At 44.1% G+C, this 18866-nt stretch carries 19 protein-coding genes and 1 riboswitch; of the genes, 6 read left to right on the top strand and 13 right to left on the bottom strand.

What is annotated here, in order from left to right:
* Together DSM107010_RS32425 and coaE are read left to right on the top strand one after the other, a co-directional pair.
* The coding region (locus DSM107010_RS32425; protein ID WP_199755909.1) for a uroporphyrinogen-III synthase at positions 1-885 on the top strand (885 nt) is incomplete at its 5' end.
* A gap of 30 nt (positions 886-915) precedes the next feature.
* Entirely contained in the window at positions 916-1557 is a 642-nt protein-coding gene (coaE, locus tag DSM107010_RS32420; protein WP_127024942.1) for a dephospho-CoA kinase, read from the top strand.
* A 187-nt stretch (positions 1558-1744) separates the two neighbouring features.
* Here coaE and DSM107010_RS32415 read toward each other — a convergent pair whose 3' ends face one another.
* The 4 genes from DSM107010_RS32415 to DSM107010_RS32400 form a co-directional block, all read right to left on the bottom strand.
* Entirely contained in the window at positions 1745-3022 is a 1278-nt protein-coding gene (locus DSM107010_RS32415; protein ID WP_127024939.1) for a glycosyltransferase, read from the bottom strand.
* An 18-nt stretch (positions 3023-3040) separates the two neighbouring features.
* Positions 3041-3436, bottom strand: coding sequence for a hypothetical protein (locus DSM107010_RS32410; RefSeq protein ID WP_127024936.1), 396 nt, complete (start codon positions 3434-3436; stop codon positions 3041-3043).
* Between the two features lie 75 nt (positions 3437-3511).
* Positions 3512-4357: a M56 family metallopeptidase gene (locus DSM107010_RS32405; RefSeq protein WP_106169510.1), complete on the bottom strand. Its 846-nt coding sequence runs from the start codon at positions 4355-4357 to the stop codon at positions 3512-3514.
* Entirely contained in the window at positions 4357-4776 is a 420-nt protein-coding gene (locus DSM107010_RS32400) for a BlaI/MecI/CopY family transcriptional regulator (protein ID WP_015154911.1), read from the bottom strand. The genes DSM107010_RS32405 and DSM107010_RS32400 overlap by 1 nt, the downstream gene beginning before the upstream one ends.
* Before the next feature lie 333 nt (positions 4777-5109).
* Between DSM107010_RS32400 and petJ the strand changes: the two genes are divergently transcribed.
* Positions 5110-5445 carry a cytochrome c6 PetJ gene (petJ, locus tag DSM107010_RS32395; RefSeq protein ID WP_015154910.1) on the top strand — a complete coding sequence of 112 codons (336 nt, stop codon included), beginning with the start codon at positions 5110-5112 and terminating at the stop codon, positions 5443-5445.
* Between the two features lie 16 nt (positions 5446-5461).
* Here petJ and DSM107010_RS38980 read toward each other — a convergent pair whose 3' ends face one another.
* On the bottom strand, positions 5462-5644 hold the full coding sequence (locus DSM107010_RS38980) for a hypothetical protein (protein WP_158631925.1): 183 nt from the start codon (positions 5642-5644) through the stop codon (positions 5462-5464).
* A 7-nt stretch (positions 5645-5651) separates the two neighbouring features.
* On the opposite strand from DSM107010_RS38980, the gene DSM107010_RS32390 reads away from it, so the two are divergent.
* Complete coding sequence (locus DSM107010_RS32390) at positions 5652-6284, top strand: tetratricopeptide repeat protein (protein ID WP_158631924.1); 633 nt, start codon at positions 5652-5654, stop codon at positions 6282-6284.
* 106 nt (positions 6285-6390) lie between these two features.
* On the opposite strand, the gene DSM107010_RS32385 is transcribed toward DSM107010_RS32390, so the two are convergent.
* On the bottom strand, positions 6391-6756 hold the full coding sequence (locus tag DSM107010_RS32385; protein ID WP_015154908.1) for a nuclear transport factor 2 family protein: 366 nt from the start codon (positions 6754-6756) through the stop codon (positions 6391-6393).
* A gap of 546 nt (positions 6757-7302) precedes the next feature.
* Between DSM107010_RS32385 and DSM107010_RS32380 the strand changes: the two genes are divergently transcribed.
* Entirely contained in the window at positions 7303-10992 is a 3690-nt protein-coding gene (locus DSM107010_RS32380; protein WP_127024933.1) for a WD40 repeat domain-containing protein, read from the top strand.
* A gap of 76 nt (positions 10993-11068) precedes the next feature.
* Here DSM107010_RS32380 and ggt read toward each other — a convergent pair whose 3' ends face one another.
* From ggt to DSM107010_RS40480, 5 genes are all read right to left on the bottom strand, one after another.
* A complete protein-coding gene (ggt, locus tag DSM107010_RS32375; RefSeq protein ID WP_106168459.1) occupies positions 11069-12823 on the bottom strand; it encodes a gamma-glutamyltransferase in 1755 nt (584 codons plus the stop codon).
* A 10-nt stretch (positions 12824-12833) separates the two neighbouring features.
* Positions 12834-13283, bottom strand: a complete 450-nt coding sequence (locus DSM107010_RS32370; RefSeq protein ID WP_015154905.1) for a hypothetical protein — start codon at positions 13281-13283, stop codon at positions 12834-12836.
* 42 nt (positions 13284-13325) lie between these two features.
* On the bottom strand, positions 13326-13811 hold the full coding sequence (locus DSM107010_RS32365) for a hypothetical protein (RefSeq protein WP_106168458.1): 486 nt from the start codon (positions 13809-13811) through the stop codon (positions 13326-13328).
* Positions 13812-13987: 176 nt separating this feature from the next.
* Positions 13988-14143 carry an arginine synthesis PII-interacting regulator PirA gene (gene pirA / locus DSM107010_RS40485; RefSeq protein ID WP_015154903.1) on the bottom strand — a complete coding sequence of 52 codons (156 nt, stop codon included), beginning with the start codon at positions 14141-14143 and terminating at the stop codon, positions 13988-13990.
* A 29-nt stretch (positions 14144-14172) separates the two neighbouring features.
* On the bottom strand, positions 14173-14328 hold the full coding sequence (locus DSM107010_RS40480; RefSeq protein ID WP_015154902.1) for a hypothetical protein: 156 nt from the start codon (positions 14326-14328) through the stop codon (positions 14173-14175).
* Between the two features lie 34 nt (positions 14329-14362).
* A riboswitch (Glutamine riboswitch) is annotated at positions 14363-14421 on the bottom strand.
* A 487-nt stretch (positions 14422-14908) separates the two neighbouring features.
* Here DSM107010_RS40480 and DSM107010_RS32360 point away from each other — a divergent pair.
* Positions 14909-17290 carry a tetratricopeptide repeat protein gene (locus tag DSM107010_RS32360; RefSeq protein ID WP_106168457.1) on the top strand — a complete coding sequence of 794 codons (2382 nt, stop codon included), beginning with the start codon at positions 14909-14911 and terminating at the stop codon, positions 17288-17290.
* Positions 17291-17424: 134 nt separating this feature from the next.
* Here the strand turns inward: DSM107010_RS32360 and DSM107010_RS32355 are convergent, their stop codons facing one another.
* Both DSM107010_RS32355 and DSM107010_RS32350 read right to left on the bottom strand, forming a co-directional pair.
* The gene (locus DSM107010_RS32355; RefSeq protein WP_106168460.1) at positions 17425-17913 is read right to left on the bottom strand and encodes a hypothetical protein; all 489 of its coding nucleotides are present in this window, start codon (positions 17911-17913) and stop codon (positions 17425-17427) included.
* 185 nt (positions 17914-18098) lie between these two features.
* Positions 18099-18785 (bottom strand): PepSY-associated TM helix domain-containing protein, encoded by a 687-nt coding sequence (locus tag DSM107010_RS32350; protein ID WP_258183926.1) that lies wholly within the window; start codon positions 18783-18785, stop codon positions 18099-18101.
* Between the last annotated feature and the right edge of the window lie 81 nt (positions 18786-18866).

Here is an 18866-nt window from a genome sequence, read left to right as displayed (position 1 = left end):
GGACAAGGGGGACAAGGGGGACAAGGGGGACAAGGGAGACAAGGGGGACAAGGGAGACAAGGGGGACAAGGGGGACAAGGAAGTTATTCTAGTCACCAGCCACTAGCCACTAGCCACTCTCCCCACGCACCACTTTCTAATAAAACTATCCTCGTCACCCGATCGCTAGGACAATCGAGTCAATTTTGCGATCGCCTTGTAGAAATGGGTGCGACAGCTATTGAGATGCCAGCATTAGAGATTGGTGCGCCTTCGAGTTGGATGGGGTTAGATAATGCGATTGCGCAGTTATCGGATTTCGATTGGTTAGTTTTGACTTCTACAAATGGAGTAGATTATTTTTTTGAACGCCTGCTAGCTAAAGGTAAAGATACGCGGGCGCTAGCAGGGGTAAAAATTGCTGTAGTAGGACAAAAAACTGCTCAGAGTCTTCAACAAAGATACTTACAACCAGATTTCATTCCTCCCGATTTTGTTGCCGATTCTTTAGTAGAAAACTTTCCTGAATCTTTAGCAGGTAAAAAAGTTTTATTTCCCAGAGTTGAAACTGGAGGACGAGAAGTCTTAGTCAAACAATTTACTGCCAAAGGTGCAGATGTGTTAGAAGTCGCAGCTTATGAATCTCGTTGTCCGCAGTCAATTGCGCCTGAAGCATTAGAGGCGTTACAGAGTCATAAAGTGGATATTATTACTTTTGCTAGTTCTAAAACAGTCAGAAATTTCTGCCAACTCATAGCACCATATAACAACATTAATTTAGATGGAATTTGTATAGCCTCCATTGGTCCCCAAACCTCCAAAGACTGTATTTCTCTCCTCGGTAGAGTTGATATAGAAGCAGAGGAATATACTTTGGATGGTTTGTTACAAGCAATTATCAGTTAGCAGCGATCGACAACCAACAACTAACAACTAGTGACTGATTACCAATTACCAATTACCAATTACCAAAAAAGAATTATCGGTCTTACTGGTGGGATTAGCACTGGTAAAAGTACTGTTTCTCAATACTTAGCACATGAATATCATTTACCAGTTCTTGATGCAGATATTTATGCGCGAGAAGCAGTGCAACTTGGTTCGCCAATTTTAAATGCGATCGCCCAGCGTTACGGCAAAAACATTTTGCAGGCTGATGGGACGCTGGATCGCCAACAACTAGCGCGAATTATCTTTAACAATTCTACAGAAAAGCAGTGGTTAGAAAGACAAATTCATCCTTACGTGCGCGATCGCTTTGAGCAAGAGATAAATAAATTATCTGTCCCGATAGTTGTATTAGTTATTCCTTTGCTATTTGAAGCAGAGATGACAGATTTAGTCACAGAAATCTGGGTTGTTGCCTGTTCGCCGCAACAGCAAATAGACAGACTGATACAGCGCGATAATTTAACTGTAGAACAAGCACAGGCGCGAATTAACAGTCAAATGCCACTATCAGAAAAATGCGATCGGGCTGACGTTGTTTTGGATAATTCTTCTACCTTGGAAGATTTGAAACAGCAGGTAGATTTAGCGATAAAAAAATTTAACAGTTCCAATAGACCTCCTGCATGAATCAAAAAATCATGGATGTCATTCTGTTGGCGAAGCCTTCCCGAAGGGTACGCAACGCAGTGTAGTGAAGAATCTCCCAGATGGTTCGCTTCGCGTGTGGATGACAATTCAAGTATTCACGCAGGAGGTCCATTCACTAGATACAGGCAACCTCTCGAATGTAACTAGCTTTATTGATACGTTCCTTTCACGATGAGATTGATGTTGTTTGAAGCTGTTTTTCTATCGCATCACAGGCAACATTCACCCCATTTTCTGTTTGAATAATCCGTCCAATTTCTATTGCTTTGGTTGTGTAAGCGGGATTTGCTAACAACTTACGCAATTCATTTGCTACCCGCAACGCTCGATACTGCTGGCGAGGAATTGTGCGAGAAGTTCCTAAACGTTCGACCCGTGCGGCATTATCCGGCTGGTCGTGACTGTAGGGCATAATTAAGGTTGGACGACCTGCACGTAATGCTTGAGTCGTCGTCCCAATTCCTCCCTGATGCGCGATCGCACAAGCGTGAGGAAAAATGTGCGAATATGGTGCATAGCTAACTGCCAAAATGTCTGATGAAAGGTTCTCTGGAGGCGCATTTTTCCCAATTAACAACACAGCACGGCGGTTTAACAGCTTTGCAGCTTGAATGCTTTCCTGATAGAAGTTACCAGGAGTCATCACTGCGGCTGAACCAAGGGTAAAAACGATTGGCGGTTCACCTGCATCTAAAAATTGCTTGAGTTCCAGTGTTAGTGCCGCTCCATTTTGACTACCATCATAAAATGTCGAACCTGCGACTACTGTATTTGCAGCCCAGTCGGGTTGAGGTTTTGCCAATACAGGAGAGAATAGGGCGATCGTCAGATAAGGGGAAAACTTATCGTCAATGAAGGGATTGCCAATCAGTGCAGGTAAACCAAGTTCGCGACGAAATTGGCGAACGGGTTCAGCCCAAGACTTGCTGACAAGCTTGGCAAAGTTGATGACTCCCCGATTAGCGATCGCCCCAAAACCGCGCAACTTTGCTAAAAATGGAAATGGAGCCAATACAGGCGGATCGTAAACGGAGAAAAACGAAATTGGAGCCATTGCACTTGATGCCCATCTTATTCCCAATTTTTCCGCCACTAAACGAGCTGCAACGACTCCCTCGCCTGCAAACATAAAATCTGCCCCCTTGACACTTTGCATCAAGTCTGCGTACATCTCGCGCAAGCTCGGACAAACCCACTTGCGGACGATATATTCTGAACCTGTCCGCACGTCCATCGCCCGCGCCATCTCTTGAGGGTCGTCGAGAGCTGTATTGTCAGGACGCATTCGATGAAACTCAAATCCCAAAGCTTCAATTTTGGCTTGATATACCTTGTGTGTCCCGAATACAACATCGTGACCGCGTTGCCGTAATTCCAGCGCGATCGCAATTTTAGGATGCAGATCGCCAAAAGAACCGATTGTAGTTAAAACAATACGACTCACGATTTTGTAAAAAAAGCATTATTTGTACGAATTAGATCTTATCGCCATGTAAAGACCTAACAACATATATCCCAATATCAGTCCTTTTGCTATTGCCACGAAGCTTGTCGAAAATATGCCTGGATCGCCTGTAGTTGTCCTATAGTACTCAAATTGCCCTAAAAAACTTAGAAAAAGAGCGCCCGATACAAATCCCCAAGCTGCAATCAAAAATGAAATCGAATTATTTATCTTTTTCTTGACTAAATAAACAGCTATTAAAAGAATAGCTCCAAGAATGTAATCATCAAACCAACTCAGAAATCTAGCCAAATCAACAATTTGATTTGACCTTCTTACAGTTTCGGCAAGTGGTAGAAACACCCCCATAATCGTTGCCATTCTCAGAGATATCTTTAAAGGTTTGTTTTCCATTTTTGAAACTTCTGCTTCACCTATAGATATCGATGGCTACGATAGCAGTTTACTTTTTACCTACGACAGAATGCTTCAAGAATGAAACGGGACAGTAATTAGGGGTAGGAATGCCAATAACAACCACAACCAAGACCAATTAAATTGCGATTGGGTAGGAGGTGCTGATGGTTCTAATAAAGCATTGATGCGTTCGCTCAAGCGCTCTGCTTGACTAGCAGCGCTGAAGGCAGCGCAAAAACTTGTCATTGGCACGATCGCGGAACGCACGACTAATAACAAAGATTCTGCTAAAGTCAGCGGATCGACTTGCTGCGCCGCCCGATTATCTGCCCGCAATTCCCGTAACAGCAATAACTCTTCCCATAAAGCTTCTGTTTGTGGCAACCATCCAGTACAAGTCCGTATCCAACCTAGCCAGAAAAACCAGAAAGTATCTCGATAGTGGTAATGTGCTTGTTCGTGGGCAATGACAGCGGCTAACTGTTCTGGGGTAAGGACGTATAGCAATCCCTGGCTGACAACTAATTCCGGTCGCCAGAAGCCAACTAAAGCGCTGAACAAAATGGGAGTTGCTAAAATCCGACAAGATGCTCCCTCTACTTGCTCTTGGGGATAAGTACGAGTCTGGCTCACAGCCCGCCAGCCTTGCCACGCCAGTTTAACCCCCAGCGCGATCGCCACTATAAAACCGATTACCGTCAGTCCGTAGCTATACCAACCTACAGACAAACCCAGCATCTTGCCTTGGGTTCCCATGCATAATACCGAGATTCCGGCGATCGCTAACATTAACGGAGGAAACAGAAAAAACCACAGCGTTTGTTTCCAGCGCTGCTGCCAATCACCTGAAGCTGATGACCAATTCTGTCGCACGTTCCAAGCTACTGCCAGTGCAGCCAAAATCATGATGGTATGCATTACTTCTCCTCCCGTTGTTGGCGTGCAGCTTGAATGCGTTTAGCGATCGCATCGAGCTGTTCTAAGCTGGTGCGATCGAGACTATCAGCAAAGGCAGCTACAACATCAGGGTTGCCAACCGCCAGAAAGCGATGTAGCTTTTCATGCGCCTCTATAACTTGCGCTTGTTCCTTCGTTACCAACGGTCGCCAATAAAAAACCCGTTCTTGTTTATCGCAAGCCAACCAGCCTTTTTCCGTCAGGCGGCGCAGTACCGTGGTGACAGAAGTATAGGCTAACTCTCGATCGGGATCGGCAAGAATGCGATCGTGTACGTCTTTGACAGTCACGCGATCGAGTTCCCAGACGATATTTAAAATCTCTGTCTCTAATGGACCAAGGGAAAGCTGTTTGGGACGGTAATTAGGCAGCGGAGACATAAGCTAAGTCAAAAGTCAAAAGGTAAAAGTCAAAAATTACTGATAACTGATAACTGACAACTGGTTACTGCTTTCCAGGTTACACCGTCAGAGTTATCTCTCGCGACATTTTTTGTGAAAGTTTGACTTTGTGAAAGTTTGACATCTTGTCTTTTGACTGCCATTCAGAATGCAATCTAAGCTAGGTGTTCGATTCCAGCCTGCTCTTATACGAAAGGTTAAAAAGTCCTTGATTCTGGGGTGGAAGACCTCCACCCTTTTTCGACATCCTAGTTTGATGTCTTAGCTGGATTAATCTGCCGAGCCTATTTGCGAAAGAAGGAGATTGAAAGAATGCGAACGATCGCGTTAGCTTTGCTATTGGCTGTTGCTATTTGGACTCTAACTTTTCCCAATGCAGCCTTAGCAGCAGACATAGCCAACGGAGCCAAAGTGTTTAATAGCAACTGTGCTGCTTGTCATATGGGAGGAAAAAATGTGGTGATGGCGACAAAAACACTACAGAAAGATGCTTTAGAAAAATATAGTATGAATTCTCTAGAAGCAATTATCAACCAAGTCACAAATGGTAAAAATGCTATGCCTGCCTTCAAAGGAAAATTAAATGTCCAGCAGATTGAGGATGTCGCCTCTTACGTGCTGGACAAATCCGAAAAAGGATGGAGCTGAAGTCAGTTGTCAGTTATCAGTTGTCAGTTATCAGGGTGTGGGGAATTGGTAGTTGGTAATGGGTAATTGGTGGTTGTTGGTTGTTGGTTGTTGGTTGACCGCTCCCTTGTCCCCCTTGTCTCCCTTGTCCCTCTGCTCCCTGCTTCCTCTGCCCCCCTGCTCTCCCCTCACTAGTAGCTATGTATCGAGTTATTCTCATCTGCTGCGTGACATTTGCAGTTTTGCTGTTTCCTTTAAACGCTCAGGCTCAGCCAGCAGCGAATACTTTGGAGATGCATAACCATCAACCTAAATCTCGATCGGTAGAAGACTTATTTAAACAAGGGGTATATCAAACGTTAGTAGGAAAATATCGAGCCGCGATCGCAGATTTTTCTCAGGTTATTTTGCTCCAACCCAACAATGCTACGGCATACGCTAATCGCGGTTTAGCACGGGCTGCTAAGGGCGATCGCCAAGATGCATTAAAGGATTTCGATCGCGCTTTATCACTGAATCCAGATTCGGCGATCGCCTATTACAACCGAGGTTTTACGCTTTCCAAGCTCGAAGACTATCACGGTGCGATCGCTGATTTTGACCGTGCTATTCGCATCGATCCTGAAGATCCAAGTGCTTATCATTGTCGGTGTCTCGTGCGTTATAAATTGGGTGATATGGTAGGTGTAGCGGAAGATTTACGCACGGTTGCTCAAATATATTTGCAACACGGTAAACTCGATGCTTATACCAATCTGCTTGCAGAACTCAAATCTCTGCATGAACTAAGTCACCCGAAAAGGGAGCGATCGAGCGCACGAGCAGTTATCAGTTATCGTAGGGGCGGGTTTAGTCAATAGATTAACTATTAAAACAGTAGCTCGGGAGTCAAAACCCGCCCGTACAGAAGTCGGTTATCAGTGACCATTTAATTCCGAATTCCGAATTCCGAATTCCGAATTCTTCCTATAAGGGAGAAGCATCAATGTAGATGCGCATTTCTCGAACGAGATCGTCTTCCATGCGAAACACGATCGCGCATGGTATTGCGATCGCTTTACAACGATCGCACATATGAGTTGTTTCCATTTGGCAAATTACAGCATCGTCAATTTCCCAAATTTCATTGATTTCAAAAGAAGTTCGGGCGCTCCGACTGAGCTGACTTGCTTCGATTACGGATGCGATCGCGGCTTTCCCAACCGCAGGTGGATGATTACCAAATCGACATAGGGCATCTTCAGTAAAATAAGTCATGGCACTCTCTACATCCATTGCCTCGAACAACCCGATCAAACTCCTAATAATCTCTGTTTGGGTAATAGCAGCCATACTGGATCGCAATTCCATCTGAAATTAATCGAAAAGATGAAGGCTTAAGGCTAAAAGCTACAATCCTAACGCCGATCTGGTTTAGCTTGATTTCATCCTTAATTTCAAATTAAATGAAGCCCTGATTTTTTACAGCCTGAAAAAGTCAGAAGTTATCCGCACCATCTTAATTGTCTCAATCGAGAAGTCATGAATCGTCTGAAAAAGTCAGATCTACGTAGTGCGTGAGGAGAATTCGGAATTCGGAATTCGGAATTAAATGGTCGCTGATAACTGATAACTTTGTAGAGACGTTACATGTAACGTCTCTACACTGATAACTGCTTCCTGCTCCCTATTCACTGATAACTGATTCAGAAAAGTTCAAATAATTAAAAAAATCTTAAACTATATAGAATTTTGAACTTTTAAGTATATAGGGGATTTGCGACTGATTTCTAGTGTAACTTAATAGAGAAACACAAAAAAATAAATACAAACTAGCGAAAAAAAACAAACATAGCCTAGAACAGTCAAAATCATCAAAGAACAAATTTTTATTAAAAAATGAACGTTGACGAAGCACTAGTAATTCTAGATGCATTTCTCGATCGGGGACTCAACGACATTCAGGAACTAGTCTTTCGCAAAGCCTGGGAAGGTCAGACTTATCCCGAAATCGCCGAAAGCTCTGACTACGATGCTAATTACATTAAAGATGTAGGTTCTAAACTATGGAAGTTACTTTCTAAAGCTCTCTCAGAAGAAGTCACGAAAAGTAACTTTCGTGCCGTCTTGCGGCGACGAGCTTCAGAACTAGGGAGCAGGGAGAATTCGGAATTCGGAATTCGGAATTCGGAATTTGGAATTCCAAATTCAAAATTTAGCACTCGTCTCTCGCCTCTCGCCTCTCGCCTTTCACCAACTACCAATTACCAATTACCAATTACCCACATAGACTGGGGCGAAGCGGTAGATGTAGCAACATTTTACGGGCGGAGCGAGGAGTTAGCGACTTTAGAGCAGTGGATTAAGAACGATTCGCCTAGAGGCGACAGCTCCGCTTCACGCTGTCGTTTAGTGGCGGTATTGGGTATGGGTGGTATGGGGAAAACTGCCTTATCGATCGCCCTAGCAGAAAACTTGCAATCAGAATTTGAATATATTGTTTGGCGCAGTTTGCGTAACGCTCCGCCTCTAGCAGAATTACTCGGTGGGATCGTTCAATTTCTCTCTCATCAACAAGAAACAGCGGCGACATTATCCCAAGATCTCGATCGCTGTATCAGTATGCTGCTGGAATATTTGCGCCACCATCGCTGTTTGTTAGTACTAGATAACGTCGAAAGTATTCTGCGTGGAGGCGAACATGCAGGACAATATCGAGAAGGATATCAAGCCTATGGCGAATTATTACAACGCATTGGAGAAGTCCGTCATACGAGTTGTTTAGTACTAACTAGCCGAGAAAAACCAAAAGAAATTGTCTTGCTCGAAGGCGAAACACTACCAGTACGTTCTCTACAGTTGGAAGGTCTAAATATTGCCGCAGGACGAGAAATTTTTCGCGCTAAGGGAAATTTTGTCGGTTCCGATTTAGAATGGCAAAGGTTAATCGAGCATTATGCTGGGAATCCTCTTGCTTTAAAGATGGTGGCTGCAGGAATTCAGGACTTATTTGATAGCAATCTAACTATATTTTTAGCAACCTTACGCACGGGAACATTAGTTTTTGATGATATCCGCGATTTATTAGAGCGGCAGATGAATCGGATATCAAAATTAGAAATAGAAGTGATGTATTGGCTGGCAGTCGAACGGGAGCCAATCGCTTTTACAGCACTGCGAGAAAATGTTTTGTCCTTAGAAGCGAAGCAAAAACTACCAGAAACTCTTCGATCTTTAGGACAGCGATCGCTGATTGAGAAAACCGCTACGGGCTTTACCCAACAACCAGTTGTAATGGATTTTGCGATCGATCGCTTTATCGAACGCATATGTGGAGAAATAGTCAGGGGGGCGATCGGTTTATTTAACAGTCATGCCATTCTTGAAGCGCAAGCAAAAGATTACATTAGAGATACGCAAATTCGGCTGATTATCATACCACTTGTCGATAAACTTTTAGCTCAAACAAATCTCAGTAGCCTTGTCGATCGCTTAGGGCAAATTCTAACTAATTGGCGACAAAGATCGGCGCGATCACCAGGGTATTTGGCAGGAAATATTCTGAACTTGCTAACTCATCTCAAGATCGATCTGCGCGGATGGGATTTTTCTAACCTCTGCGTATGGCAAGCATATTTAGCCGGACGCAACTTAAAGCAAGTCAACTTTGCCCGTGCCGATCTTGCCAAATCGGTTTTTACCGAAGATTTAAGCGTGACTCCAGCCGTAGCTTTTAGTCCCACAGGCAAGCTATTGGCAACAGGAGATGCTGATGGAGCAATTCGGCTATGGCAAGTTGCAGATTGGAAAAAACTGCTGACTTTGAAAGGACATACAAATTGGATCTGGTCGGTTATGTTTAATCCTGACGCTAGTGTTTTAGCAAGTGCCAGCGATGACAAAACAGTTCGTTTGTGGGATACCCGTAGCGGTGAATGCTGTTGTATTTTGCCACATACACATCGCATTTGGTCAGTGGCTTTCAGTCCCGACGGCAAAACTATAGCTAGTGGGAGTGAAGATAGTACTGTCAAGCTATGGCATTGGCAGACAGGAGAATGTTACCAGACTTTGTTCGGACATACGAACTGGATTAGAAGCATCGCCTTCAGTCCCGATGGCAAAACCCTAGCTAGTGGTAGTGTAGACTGTACCGTGCGATTGTGGGATGTTGGCACGGGAGAGTGTATCAAAACTCTACAGGGACATACAACTCAAGTCTGGTCAGTTGCCTTTAGTCCCGATGGCGAGATGCTCGCTAGTAGTAGCGATCGCACTGTCAAGTTGTGGCAAACTAGCACGGGGGAATGTCTGCGGACTCTATGCGGACATACAAACTGGATCAGGACTGTTGCTTTTAGCTCTGGGGGAGATATGGTAGCCAGCGGCAGCGAAGATTATACAATTCGACTCTGGGACGTACAGACGGGAGAATGCTGTCGGACGCTGGCGGGACATACAAATTGGATTAGATCTGTAGCTTTTAGTCCTGACGGCAAAACCTTGGCTAGCGGGAGCGGCGACCATACGATCAAGATCTGGAATGTCACGGATGGAAAATGTATCAAAACCCTTCAGGGTTACACTAGCCGCGTCTGGTCGGTTGCTTTTCATCCCCGTCCGCTAGCCTCACATCCAACCGGAATACTAGCTAGCGGTAACGATGATAAAACCGTGCGATTGTGGAACGTCGAAACAGGAGAGTGCGATCGCACGTTACACGGTCATGGTAATAGAGTTTGGGCTGTTGCCTTTAGCCCTGACGGTAAAACCATAGCCAGCGGTAGCGGTGACTATACAATTGGGCTTTGGAATGCTTCAACTGGCGATCGCTACAATACGATCCAAGCCTACAGCGGAGTCAGATCCCTGGCTTTTCACCCCAACGGCTACATTTTGGCTGGTGGCTGCGATGACTATACGGTGAGGTTATGGGATATCCTCAGCGGCAAAACCCTGCATAAGTTGCAAGGGCATACCAACCGAGTCTGGTCAGTTGCCTTTAGTGTAGATGGCAACTTTCTAGCTAGCGGTAGCGACGACCACACAATTAAGTTGTGGAATACTGAAACCGGAGAGTGCCACAACACGTTACAAGGACATGACAATTGGGTGTGGGCAGTTGCCTTCAGTCCTGACGGACAAACCCTGGCAAGTGGTAGCGGCGATCGCACAGTCAAGTTATGGGATTGGCAAACGGGGAAATGTTACCAAACTCTCCAGGAACATACAAGCCGAGTTTGGTCAGTTGCCTTCAGCCCTGACGGGCAGACTGTAGCAAGTGGCAGCAGCGACTATAGCATCAAGTTGTGGAATGTCGAAACTGGTGAATGCAGACATACTCTCCAGGGACACACCGATTTAATTTGGTCGGTTGCTTTCAGTACTGACGGACAAATTCTTGCCAGTGGCAGCCAGGATGAGACGATTAGACTATGGGATGCAAATACAGGCAAATCTCTCAAGATATTGCGGGCGCAAAGACCTTATGAAGGGATGAATATTGCTGGCGTAACTGGTTTAACTGAGGCAGCGATCGCCACATTAAAAGCTTTAGGAGCAACAGAATGGGTAATGGGTAATGGGTAATGGGTAGTTGGTGGTTGTAGTTATCCTCCTTGTCCCCCTTGTCTCCCTCATCCCCCTTGTCCCTAACTAATAATTGTTATTCTCCTGCCGCTATTCCTTCGCGACGGGGATCGGCTCCACCGACTAGACCTTTTTCGGTACGGACGATCGCATGAGAACCGCTGATTTGTTCTACAATTTGTACGGAATGACCGATCGCCTCTAAGCTTTGCTGAAGGTTAACAAGATTTGTATTTGCTTCTAGTTCCGTTGCCCCGTCGCGATTGCCATAATGGGGTAGGGATACTGCTTGTTGGCTGTCTAAGTTCCAGCCTAAAACGGCAATTAATGCTTGCGCGACGTAGTTGATAATTCTAGCACCGCCAGCCGAACCAACTGCCATCACCAGCTTACCCTGGCGATCGAATACCATAGTGGGAGCCATCGAACTTCTAGGGCGCTTTCTCGCTTCTACCCGATTGGCGATCGCTTTTCCATCGGGTGTTGTGGGTGAAAAAGAAAAATCTGTGAGTTGATTGTTGAGTAAAAAGCCCCGTACCATCAATCTAGAGCCAAAAGTATCTTCAATACTGGTCGTCATAGAGACTGAGTTGCCATTGCGATCGACAATTGTTGTATGGCTGGTTGAGGGAAATTCGATCGCATTATCTTGTCCCCAGACTAACTTTTGTGGCGATCGCAATTCGCCTGGTTCGGCATCGGTTAAGGCGCGTTGAGGATTAATCAGCTTGGCGCGATTATTCAGATATTCGGGATCGATTAATTCATTGACTGGTACGGGAACGAAATCAGCATCAGCCATATATAAGCCTCGGTCGGCAAAAGCTAGCCGTCCTGCTTCGGCAAATAAATGCGCTGCTTGGGATGATTCTGGTTTGAGGGTAGATAATTGAAAGTTTTCCAGCATACCGAGAATCTGCAACACGGTTAAACCACCAGAACTAGGTGGTCCCATACTGCACACTTTGTAAACTCGATAAACTCCACATACAGGCGATCGCTCTTTGGCTTGGTATGTTGCTAAATCGTCAGTTGTTAAGTCGCCTGCTACGGTAGCTTTTTGGACTGTATTCGCAATGTCTCTGGCAATTTCACCCTGATAAAAGGCATCAGCACCGGAATTCGCAATCCGGCTCAATACCTCAGCATAAGGACGATTGACGAGAATTGTCCCCACAGGTTTAGGCGTGCCATCCGCTTGATAGAAATAGCTGCGAGCTGGTTCTAGGCTTGGTAAATACTTTTCTTTGCTGAGGCGATCGTACAATAAAGGCGAGATGGGAAAGCCCTGCTGCGCCAGTTGAATTGCGGGTTGAAATAGTTCTCGCCAAGGCAACTTACCATGTGCCTTGTGTACCATTTCCAGCATCCTGACTACTCCAGGTACGCCGACAGACTTTCCACCTACAACCGCATCGTAAAATTGGAGTGGCTTGCCATCTGCATTCAGAAAACGATCCGGTCGAGCCGCTGCTGGAGCCGTTTCGCGACCGTCATAAGTGCGAACTTGTTTGCGTTTGGCATCGTAATAGGTTAAAAAAGCCCCGCCACCAATTCCAGAATACTGCGGTTCAACTAAACCTAGTACCATTTGAATGGCGATCGCCGCATCAACAGCACTACCTCCCCGCCGCAGAATATCACTACCTGCTGCCGCTGCTAGCGGGTGAGCTACTACTGCCATATACTTTTGAGTGCGTACAGCTTTGCGAACCGCGCGATCGTTGCTAATTACTGGTGCAACTCGCTCTTGTCCTACAGTTGGAGATACGATGGTACTGAAGACAAGGGCTAGTAAACCAAAGTAGAGGCAAAATCTATTTGCTTTCATTAGTGCAATTCTACTTCTCGTTAGCAGGATACCATCCTGCCGGAATTACTTCAAAATTCCATACATCTTTGAAAATATACATTTGTTCTATTATTTTCTCAGGAGCGAGAGTTCCTTTGTTACCTGCTTGCCAATCTTGCCGATCGAGGGTTCCCATTACCAAATACTCATTACCAATGAATTCAGGATGAGATTGGCTAAAGCTAATAGCTAACAATGATTCAATTTCCTGTTTTTTAGTGATGATGAGATCGCAATTTGGGCAATATCTACATTGTTTATTGAGTAAAAAAAGTTGATGTGGATCGATATGAATGACTAGGGGAATTTTACGAATTTTAGTTTTTGTTTCACATTTAGGGCATTTCGTGAAGGCGGAGTCTTCATAGGGATTCAGAAAAAACTTATGTCGTTTTCTAGGCTTCACCCCTTTAGATTTATTAGAGCTATTCCTTGGCATATTACTAATCCTTCTCTAACAACTAATGAGTAGAGGGAGTTATTAAGCAATGTCGGGAGGAATTTGATTGAAGGGACTAGCGGGAGTCGATCGCGGTTGCATTTGCAGCTTTATCAACTTTTGCAATTCTCTCCGTTGGATATCCGTTCCCCGATTTAGATCTCCTGGGGTATCGAAGAAAATGATACTGTCTACTGTTTCCAGGGCAAAAAGCTGAAATAATATGTGAGTGACGGGTAAGGGTGAAGCGACAATTTCCGGGTCTTGTTCCGAGACTGCTACAGCTGACACATCTGCAAGCGTAGGGAAAGCGTAGATAACGCGCTTGGTCACTTTTGGGTTGGCGCGATCGCTTAACGTAGTGACTACCCAGTCTCGATCTAAGTTTTGCAAAATATAGTATTCTAAATGGCGCAGCCTGCCAGCAAGCAGTACCAATACAGGAGCGACAGCAGCAACAACTTGCGGAGTCACGCCATCTTGAGGCGCTTCGTCAATCAGGACTTTAATTTGTCGGTCTAAATCCATATGACACAAAAGCTGCTACCATCACCCTGAGTTTACCCCATTTAGGCAGCAGGGAGTAGGGAGCGCACGAGCAGGGAAAGAAATGTGGTTTCTGACTCGTGATTTGTGACTTGCGATCGCAAATAGGGGATGCATCGATCGCATCCCCCACTTTGGCTAAACTTAATTAGCTAGGCTTATTGGTAGTACTTCAGCTCTGCTTCCAATTGGGAAGTCAAGCGATCGTCACCCTTGGCTCTGGCAGCTTGCAAGCGCCGTTCTAAGCTTTCCAAAATATTCGAGCGATGAACTCTTGCTACCTCTTTGTAGCTTGGCTTTCTACTTGCATTCATGGCTATTTACTCCTTGCTTCGATCTTTTTCTAGCCTTCAGTACCTACTTCTGATGCTGTGCGTTGTAGCATGGACTGCTGGCGGTTGTGTTGCTTCTGACGATTCAAGCTCATTAACAATCTTGCTTGCGCAGAAACAGACACGCGATCGGAGTTAGATTGAATACCAATATTGTTAGATTTCATATTCGCCTCTTTCTTGTTGTTGTGTTACGAATGAGGCGCGTTCCTTCGAGAGTTTTTCTCTACTTCCGTCCCTCCACTGGAGAGATGAACGATTTATCCTTTACATTCATTACAATATCAGCCATTTTTCTCATTTGGGTCTATCTGAGGACGGAATGGATCATAAATCTAAATAAGTTAATGTAACTTAAACTACAAAATATTCAATTTTGCTAATTAATTCTATAGCAGCAGCAGAGGGCAGAAAGCAGAAATCAGAAGGAAATACCTTGCGTTTCAAAGGTGAGAGTTAACTTTGAGGTCTTAACCTTCTCGCGCTTTGCTAAAAATTTGTCAGGGTAAGTTGACGAGAAACCTTTGTACTACCCGGAATAACTCGGTAAACCTGCCCCTATGATGAAATTGGTTAGGGCAGGTTTTCCCGCAATTTCTGCGATACTACCCGGAATAACTCGGTAAACCTGCCCCTACAATGGATATTTGAATTTTTAAATTCTGTTTCGTGTCTCCTATTTTCTGTTTCCTATCTCCTTTTACTGTGACAAGTTATACTAAGTATGGCTTTCATCCTCAGCAACCTATGGACGGTGAAACAGCATTGGCATGGGTGGATAATCTCATATTGACCAAAACTGGCGAAGGGTTAAATTCTCTACAAAAACAGATTCTTCAGCAGGTTTGGCAGGGACATAAATATCCTGAAATTGCAGCCTACTGCGGCTATACAGAAGGACACGTTAAAGATGTTGGTTCTCATCTGTGGCGCGTACTGTCTCAAACTTTGGGAGAGAAGATTAATAAGATTAACTGTCGTGCAGTTTTAGAACGATGTCTGCGTACATCAAAAGATCGGGGAAATCTGTCAATTTCAGCTCCCCTTGTGAAGGGAGATTGGGGGGATCTGCACGCCAAGCCAAATTTCGTCGGCAGAACCGAAGCGATCGCGCACCTCGATCGCCTGGTAAGTTTGGATAGTAAGGCGATCGTCATTCAGGGTGAAGGCGGATTGGGAAAAACCACCCTAGCACAGCAATACTTGCAATCCCAAAATTTTGAAGTGGTGCTAGAACTGCTAGTAGCAAAGGAAACGCAGAACCTGACTTCTGCTGAACGAGTCGTAGAAGAGTGGTTGAAACAAGACTTACAAGAGGAACCAGGCTTAGAATTTGGCGTAACTTTAGATAGACTCAAACGCCAGTTGCAAACACGACGGATAGGGGTGTTAATTGATAACTTAGAACCTGCATTAGATCGCCAAGGACGTTTAATTGCGTCTCATCGTAGCTATGTAGAGCTGTTTCGGATTTTAACCGATCCGAAAGTACAATCCGTGACTTTAATTACAAGTCGCGATCGCCTGTGCGAACCGAGTTTAAATGTAGAACACTACCGTTTACCTGGTTTAGATCTTCCAGCATGGCAGCAATATTTTAGTTATCGTCAAATTGCGATTGACTTACCAACAATCCAACAGATGCATCAAGCCTATGGCGGTAACGCTAAGGTTATGGGAATCCTTTGCGGTACAATTCAAGCAGATTTTGCAGGGGATGCGATCGCGTATTGGCAAGAAAACCATACCGATCCCTTGGCTGTCACCGATTTGAAGAATTTAATTGCCAGTCAATTTCACCGTTTGCAAACACTCGATCTGCCAGCCTACCGCTTATTGTGTCGCCTGGGATGTTATCGCTATCAAGATGTGGCAAAGATTCCTACCCAAGGAATTTTAAATTTATTGTGGGACGTACCACCTCAACAGCAACGACAAATTATGACAGCTTTACGCGATCGCTGTTTAGTTGAATTTCAACAGGGGGAATACTGGCTGCATCCAGCAATTCGTGCTGAGGCGATCGCGAGGTTGCGTGCTAGCGATGAATGGATAGTTGTGAATTGTAAAGCCGCAGAATTTTGGACAGATAGCGTAGCAACAATTGATACCATAAAAGATGCTTTACAAGCTCTGGAAGCATACTATCACTATGTCGAAATCAACGATTTTGAATTAGCTGCTAGAGTTATTCTTAAAAGTAGAAATAATCAATGGGGACAGTTTTTACCTCTGGGTGGAACGTTGTATAGAATGGGTTTAATTCAACCCGTTTTGGGGGCGATAACTCAAATTCTCCAAAATATACAATCTACTCCTTGTTTGGGAGAATTATATAATATTTTAGGAGATTTGTATTGGACTGCTGGTAAAATTCACGCAGCGATAGAATGTCAAGAGAAAACTATCAGTTTAGCAACTCAATCATTGGGAATTTTAGAGTTTAGTCAAGGCGATCGCTACAAATTGTATTACTTAAAAATGCTAGAAGTAGATTCCTTACTCAGTATGGGATTGTACAATATAGATTTGTGGGAATTAGAGACAGCAGCCGAATTATTTCAGCAAGTCATAGATCTAGCTCAAAATACAACTCATCATCGCTGGGCAGAAAAAGCTAGCGTATGTTTAGCTTTAGTCAATTCTTATTTAGGCGGGCATCAAACAGCATATAGCCTAGTCGAACCGATTTATGACTCGATTATGTCTGAACTAAATAATCAAAGTGGCAGCTTTGCTTATTTTGTGCAAATCCTCGGTCAAACTTATATCAATTTAGGTAATAGAGAAAAAGCGCAAGAGATGTTTTCTCTTTCCCTAGCTGATGCCGAAAAAAGCCATTATCTGCAAATCAAAGCAAAAACGCTGAGTGGATTAGCTGAGAGCGATCGCCAGCAATCTTTATTTAAATTGGCTATAAATAAACATATAGAAGCAATCGAAATTTTAGAGCAAATTGGTGCAAAATGCGATCTAGCCGAGGCTTATTTTCAGTTAGGTTTAACTTATATAAGTATGAAAGAGTTTGAGCATGGGAAGCAAAATTTAGAGCGATCGCTACAGCTATTTACTCAGATGAATGCACCACGGCAAGTAGAAAAAGTATTGCAAGCGAAAATCGGCGCATAGAATTTGCTCGTACTAATTCCAATGAATATCCCCCTTAACGAGGGGAAAATTGTACAATTCTTAGCCCCCATTTTTAAGGGGGGTTAGGGGGATCTTCCGTAGTGCAGTCTTAACAAAATCGTATCAGTTTGGGGCTACACACTCACACATCGTTCAGCTTCACGCGCTGCAACAACCAGTACCAAACAAAGAGCCGATATAGCTTTTTGCCACTCTTGCCTAACCTGCAAATCTTCCACACCTTCAAACATTCCTACCAGAGAAGGAACAGAACGTTCCATCGCCAAACGAGAAACTGGACGATGAAGTTCTACTAAGCGCGATAGACTTTCTTGATTATTGACAAAACCAATGACCCATTTTGTTGTATGCTCTGGACTATCGGGAACGCGCTTCACACTCAACTCTGTTTGCAACCAGTGATAAAAAGGAGGTAATCGCTCAGCTAAAACGCTACCAGCGATCGGTAAAGTTTGCTTTAGTAACGAAACATCCAAGCTGCTTAACTGTTGTTGTAGTTCGGGAGAATTTAGACATTCAGTAAGAGACTGGGAGAGTAAAGCTTCTAAGCGATCGCGAGACAAATCTAAGTGTTGGGCAAATGTTTCTAAAGTAGGCTGCATCATTTCAAATCTAAAGTCCAAAAACAACTAAATACTTCCTGAGATGAGATAGGATTTCTATGTATTCCTCTCAACTCATCACGTTACCAATTTGCCAGGAATACACGGTGATGTCTTTGAGGTAGCTCATAATTGAAGAAGTCGGAAGTTACGTTGGCGCAAAAGTCAGAAGTTAAAAACCTTACTCATTTCCCTGTAGTGGTGAAGTCTCTGATTTTTGTCGTGCGATCGGATTTTGCCCGATATCGGTATCGATACATCGTAAAGCCAGTAATGAATAAAATTAGCGGCGCAAGACCGACAAATACGTAAAGGATACGGCTTGGCAATCCCCAGAAAGTACCGTAGTGCAGTGATCCGAAAGCATTCTCAAGCTTAGTTCCTAACGATGCAGTTAACCCATTGTCCACCCGCAAAACTTTTCCACTGTAGGAATCGATGAAAACACTGCTGTCCCAGATATTGCTGTGAGGTGACGAACTTTTGCGAATTATAAAAGCACCATTTGGTTCGTCACTATCTGCGGGTAGGGCAACATAGATAGTCCGAAATTCTGGTAAAGCTGCATCAGCTACTTCCAGAAAGCGATCGCTAAATGGCAAAGGAGATTTATTAGCTACAGGAGATGACTTAGCATCATCAGCAGGCATGGAACTGAAGGTGACAGCGTATATAAATGGTCGAGCAATTTCGCTGAGATTCCAGCAAAATCCTGTAAAAAAAGTCAAGAATAAAAAGATAGCTGTAACAATACCTGCAACTTTGTGGATGTCAAAACTAACTCGTTTTGGGTGAGCATTCCACTTGATTTTGAAACCTGCGATTAACTTACGCCAACCCGACCAAAGAAATATACCTGTAATAATCAGAATGCATGTTAGTACTACAGTTGTAGATAATTGTTAGAATAGGATAGAAGTGCGATTGCGATTGCTGTGATGTTTCAACAAGCT

Source organism: Chroococcidiopsis cubana SAG 39.79 (genome assembly GCF_003991895.1).
GTDB classification, from domain to species: domain Bacteria; phylum Cyanobacteriota; class Cyanobacteriia; order Cyanobacteriales; family Chroococcidiopsidaceae; genus Chroococcidiopsis; species Chroococcidiopsis thermalis.
This window is presented reverse-complemented; position numbering and strand designations above follow the sequence as displayed.

Excerpts from the sequence above, each read along its gene's own strand:
- DSM107010_RS32385 (WP_015154908.1), bottom strand. The coding sequence starts at position 6,756 with ATGGCTGCTATTACCCAAACAGAGATTATTAGGAGTTTGATCGGGTTG.
- DSM107010_RS32365 (WP_106168458.1), bottom strand. The coding sequence starts at position 13,811 with ATGGATTTAGACCGACAAATTAAAGTCCTGATTGACGAAGCGCCTCAA.
- DSM107010_RS32400 (WP_015154911.1), bottom strand. The coding sequence starts at position 4,776 with ATGTCTCCGCTGCCTAATTACCGTCCCAAACAGCTTTCCCTTGGTCCA.
- DSM107010_RS32410 (WP_127024936.1), bottom strand. The coding sequence starts at position 3,436 with ATGGAAAACAAACCTTTAAAGATATCTCTGAGAATGGCAACGATTATG.
- DSM107010_RS32405 (WP_106169510.1), bottom strand. The coding sequence starts at position 4,357 with ATGCATACCATCATGATTTTGGCTGCACTGGCAGTAGCTTGGAACGTG.
- DSM107010_RS32355 (WP_106168460.1), bottom strand. The coding sequence starts at position 17,913 with ATGCAGCCTACTTTAGAAACATTTGCCCAACACTTAGATTTGTCTCGC.
- DSM107010_RS32380 (WP_127024933.1), top strand. The coding sequence starts at position 7,303 with ATGAACGTTGACGAAGCACTAGTAATTCTAGATGCATTTCTCGATCGG.
- DSM107010_RS40480 (WP_015154902.1), bottom strand. The coding sequence starts at position 14,328 with ATGAAATCTAACAATATTGGTATTCAATCTAACTCCGATCGCGTGTCT.
- DSM107010_RS32360 (WP_106168457.1), top strand. The coding sequence starts at position 14,909 with ATGGACGGTGAAACAGCATTGGCATGGGTGGATAATCTCATATTGACC.
- pirA (WP_015154903.1), bottom strand. The coding sequence starts at position 14,143 with ATGAATGCAAGTAGAAAGCCAAGCTACAAAGAGGTAGCAAGAGTTCAT.
- ggt (WP_106168459.1), bottom strand. The coding sequence starts at position 12,823 with ATGAAAGCAAATAGATTTTGCCTCTACTTTGGTTTACTAGCCCTTGTC.
- DSM107010_RS38980 (WP_158631925.1), bottom strand. The coding sequence starts at position 5,644 with ATGAGAATAACTCGATACATAGCTACTAGTGAGGGGAGAGCAGGGGGG.
- DSM107010_RS32370 (WP_015154905.1), bottom strand. The coding sequence starts at position 13,283 with ATGCCAAGGAATAGCTCTAATAAATCTAAAGGGGTGAAGCCTAGAAAA.
- petJ (WP_015154910.1), top strand. The coding sequence starts at position 5,110 with ATGCGAACGATCGCGTTAGCTTTGCTATTGGCTGTTGCTATTTGGACT.